The sequence below is a fragment of the Paenibacillus sp. oral taxon 786 str. D14 genome, assembly GCF_000159955.1.
Lineage (GTDB): Bacteria > Bacillota > Bacilli > Paenibacillales > Paenibacillaceae > Fontibacillus > Fontibacillus phoenicis.
Genome location: NZ_GG695982.1, coordinates 60,779 through 64,514, shown reverse-complemented (window position 1 = coordinate 64,514; position 3,736 = coordinate 60,779). Strand labels below are relative to the sequence as shown.

The 3,736-nt window shown below is 42.9% G+C and carries 5 protein-coding genes; all 5 read right to left on the bottom strand.

Annotated elements, in window-relative coordinates; translation table 11 throughout:
* Positions 1 to 122: 122 nt before the first annotated feature.
* A complete protein-coding gene (locus POTG_RS15140) occupies positions 123 to 1,217 on the bottom strand; it encodes an AAA family ATPase (protein WP_009225708.1) in 1,095 nt (364 codons plus the stop codon).
* A 199-nt stretch (positions 1,218 to 1,416) separates the two neighbouring features.
* Complete coding sequence (locus POTG_RS15135; RefSeq protein ID WP_036715715.1) at positions 1,417 to 1,776, bottom strand: hypothetical protein; 360 nt, start codon at positions 1,774 to 1,776, stop codon at positions 1,417 to 1,419.
* A gap of 145 nt (positions 1,777 to 1,921) precedes the next feature.
* A complete protein-coding gene (locus POTG_RS15130; RefSeq protein ID WP_009225706.1) occupies positions 1,922 to 2,263 on the bottom strand; it encodes a DUF4258 domain-containing protein in 342 nt (113 codons plus the stop codon).
* Between the two features lie 25 nt (positions 2,264 to 2,288).
* Positions 2,289 to 3,185 carry a DUF6744 family protein gene (locus POTG_RS15125; protein ID WP_009225705.1) on the bottom strand — a complete coding sequence of 299 codons (897 nt, stop codon included), beginning with the start codon at positions 3,183 to 3,185 and terminating at the stop codon, positions 2,289 to 2,291.
* Between the two features lie 364 nt (positions 3,186 to 3,549).
* Positions 3,550 to 3,736, bottom strand: a 187-nt coding sequence (locus POTG_RS24915; RefSeq protein WP_232282319.1) for a hypothetical protein, incomplete at its 5' end; no start/stop codon positions are given.

Genomic DNA, 3,736 nt, shown 5'->3' with positions numbered 1-3,736 from the left:
AATAATTTACTTCCCTCTTTACTAACCTCTCTGAGCTTCTCAGACATTTCCAGGAGCTGCCCGAAGCGTCTTCGATCATATGAATCCGTGTTTAAAACAGAACCTTTAAGTTCCTTCATCACTCACACTCCCAGCACTTGAGATGCGATATCTTTCAATGACTTTTGAACAAGAGCAATAGCTTGCTCAACTTCTGGCCGGTTCGGATTATCCTTTTGGAGCTTTTTAAGCTCGTTGACTAAGCTCTTAAGCTTTTTCGTACTTTCTACAGCCATATCTGTTGAGTTGTTGGACTGCTCAAGGATATTCAAAATATCAGCAGCTTCATCTTTTATTTCTTCAACACGTGTCTTCACCGCATCCTGAGCATGATTACGAACGATCTTTGCGACCTTATCTCGCTGCTCCGGCTTTTCCCACAAGCTATGCTTGAGAATCATGAGATCCTCAAGTTCCGCATAATCTCTGCCAGCCAATACAGCTTTTGCACGAATCACGGCTAGTACTTGCTTGAATCGGCGATCAGAAGGACGAATGCCTTCATCCATCAGTTCCCTTCTGATCTTGCTCAGTGCATCAAATACCTCATCAGGAATAGTAACCGTATCACTGAAGAACTGGAGTTCAAATAGTTCATCAATACTCATATCGGCTGTGGATGGTGCAGAACCTTTCAGCATCGAAATAAAGGATTGATCTTCACCTATATAGTCCACTTCATATCGGAGCAAGAAACGGTCAAACAATGCCTCTAGTCCCTCACCTTCTTCTGGATATTCGTTTGAACTACCGATTAAGGACATTAAGGGAACCTGTGCCGGTGCACCATTGTTATAGAACACTCGTTCATTGATGAGAGTCAGCAATGCATTCAAAATTGCACTGTTGGCCTTGAATATTTCATCAAGAAATGAAGTGTGAGCTTCCGGCAGCTTTCCTGTGGTATTCCGCTTGTACACGCCTTGTTCCAGGTCCTTCAACGAAACAGGGCCGAACAGTTCCTCCGGCGTACTAAAGCGAGTCAGCAGCCATTGAAAATAATTAGCTCCTGTAATCCGCTTAGTCAGATCACTTACCAGGGCGCTCTTTCCTGTTCCGGGCGGCCCGATCAACAAAGCATGCTGACGTGCGATCATTGCTACCATCAGCCCTTCTATTACTTCTTCACGCTCAGCATATTGATTATTTAATGCTAACTGAATATCCTTAATTTTCATTTAGCTACCTCCATTTTTAGAAATAACAAAAAGAGCTAATGCCTCCCTAATAAAGAAGTCATCAGCTCTTTGTTTTTATAATGTGGGGTCAATCGCAGGAAGTCCAAGATGCCCACGTCAACTCCACATTCAACCTCCGAAAAATAAAAGCCACGAATCCCGCACGGAAAACTCATGGCTTTTAAAAGTTATTTTGTTTTTACACCGTGACTGGCAACCCGATCCATTCAAGCAGATCTATGGCTTCAGGCACCGGACGACGATTCTGGATGCATTCCAAAACCATTTCATTCACTTCTTCTTCGATGCTCGCGCGGAGCATCAAATCTGACACCGTTTCGCCATCGTCAAAAATGTATTCCGGTATGTTCGTAACCGTCACTGTGTAGATTTCATTCCCGACCTCCACAGTGTAAACTTCCGATCCGTACCGGAGATGACCAGTTCGTCCGGCCAGTTCAATCGTTTCCGGGATTTTCTCGCGGTACGCTTCCATGGCCATGCGCGAAAACTTCGCCAAGCTGCCGTTCGCAAATATTCCCGCTTTAAGCTTAAACATACGGTTTTCCTCCCTGTTCACCCGAACGGCTGGAAGGGTAAAGTTGCGCGGATGATCAGCCTTGGGTCGTCCGACTTTGGACATGACGATCACACCCCTTTACCCTTTATTATATCCGTTCAGATAAATTTTTGCATTACAAAAATTATTTTCTTCTTTGGAAGTTGTCTCTCCACTCCCCGCTTCGGGGGTCGTATGTCGTTTTCACCGTCCACGATTCTGGATGGACAACATTAAAAACGCATACGACATGGAGCGGACGGTATTGCCCTTTTCCGATTTTAAGAAAATACATCAGAACGATGGTAACATCCGCACCGTCCTGACGCCTCTCAATCGGCCATCCGTTCAAGACGGCGTTTCGTATGTCTATTTCGGAGATGCCGCGCTCAATTTGTCTGTGAAGCGCATGTTTGGAAATCACAAGCTTTCCATCTCCCTCTTCAAGCAGTTCAACAAACTTTCTATGCTCAGTTTCGGCATTCATTTCTTTTCTTCTCCTTTCTGGAGAATTACACGGCCATATTCACTAGCGCTTCACCCACTTTCATGCGAAGCGCCGACACCAGACGTTCCATTTCCTCCAGATCGCCGGTGACAATTTCGCGATACTGCGCAAAATCGTTTGCCACCGACCGAGCGTTTTCTATCAACTCTTTCATCTGGCCTTTGGTCAGCTGTCTTTCCGTGCTTTCTTCGCATGCAGCGAGAGTGTCACGGAGATGATCCAACAGCTTGCGTGTCACCATGTTTTTCATATCCATGGTGTTCATTACAGGAACCTTCTCCGCTTCTCCTTTTTCAAGAGATGATACGAATTTGACCAATGCATCCAAGTTGCTCTCAAACTGTGCCGGTATGAAGTAAACACCACCTGATGGTCTAACCGGTGTAGGTGACATACTTTTTAAGACGTTGGTAATCAACGTACGTAGTGTAGTAGAACCATAATTGTTTCGATAAATTTCAAACTGCAACGCAGCATTATTAACTAGTTGCTGCGCCATTGATGAAATATAGCTGGTCTCTACTGTCTCCGTTTTTCGATCTAATACCAGCGCTCCTACGTCTGGAACATATTTTAATCTTCTACCTTTTGTATCCTTGGTTTCGCAAACTAGGTTTCGTTGTACGAAAGCGCTGGTAGAAGCCACCTCGCGGAACATATAGTTTTCATATACTCCTGGTGACACTTCTCTTTTGAATTTTTCACTTGTGGCTCTTCTAAAGGCATCCGGGAGCCGGATATCCTTCGGCATCCAACCAGCCCCTAATCCGGAATCAACAAGCTTTTGTTTCAACTCATCTGGAGTAATCAGCATGTTGGATAGAGAATTCCAGGTTAAAAACCCAATCGCATTGTCTTTACTGGATGGAACAGCAACTACATCCTTTAAAATGGTATTCATAAGAAATCCTCCTCATTTTTAATAAAAAAGACCAATTCCTAAAAGTAAGGAACCAGTCATTGTCTAACATTTAAATTTGGCTAATGGCCTACACCCCAAAATTTTTCTTTTATGTCAGAGATAATGGAGCAATTTTTCATTTATTGTGTCAAATTATTTAAATAACTTGAACATGTTCATTCATCCTCTCTTTTTTTTAATAAAAATAAAAAAGCCGATATTTGCATGAAAATCCATACAAAAATCGGCTTTTAGTAACAGTATCAAAATTTCTAAAGACGCACGCGAATGCGCAAAAGTAAAACTTTTATCAGAGCCTTTCGGTACTCTTCAATCCTTGTCTTCTGCAAACGGAAGTGACGGATCAAGTGAAATTGTCCTGCATTTTTCCTCTCTTCATATCTGGAATTTCCAAATAGAAGCTTACAGGGGAGGTAATAAAACTACTTGTCCTTTCGGGACGACAAGCTCTTGTCTCCAGCAAAATAGGGAGTACAGAGGTACATATAATTACAAAATTATTATAACATTCGCCCTTCATAAATACAATC

What these genes read in the sequence shown, in the direction of transcription:
- POTG_RS15125 (WP_009225705.1), bottom strand. Translation starts at nt 3,185, where the DNA reads ATGAATACCATTTTAAAGGATGTAGTTGCTGTTCCATCCAGTAAAGAC.
- POTG_RS15140 (WP_009225708.1), bottom strand. Translation starts at nt 1,217, where the DNA reads ATGAAAATTAAGGATATTCAGTTAGCATTAAATAATCAATATGCTGAG.
- POTG_RS15130 (WP_009225706.1), bottom strand. Translation starts at nt 2,263, where the DNA reads ATGAATGCCGAAACTGAGCATAGAAAGTTTGTTGAACTGCTTGAAGAG.
- POTG_RS15135 (WP_036715715.1), bottom strand. Translation starts at nt 1,776, where the DNA reads ATGTTTAAGCTTAAAGCGGGAATATTTGCGAACGGCAGCTTGGCGAAG.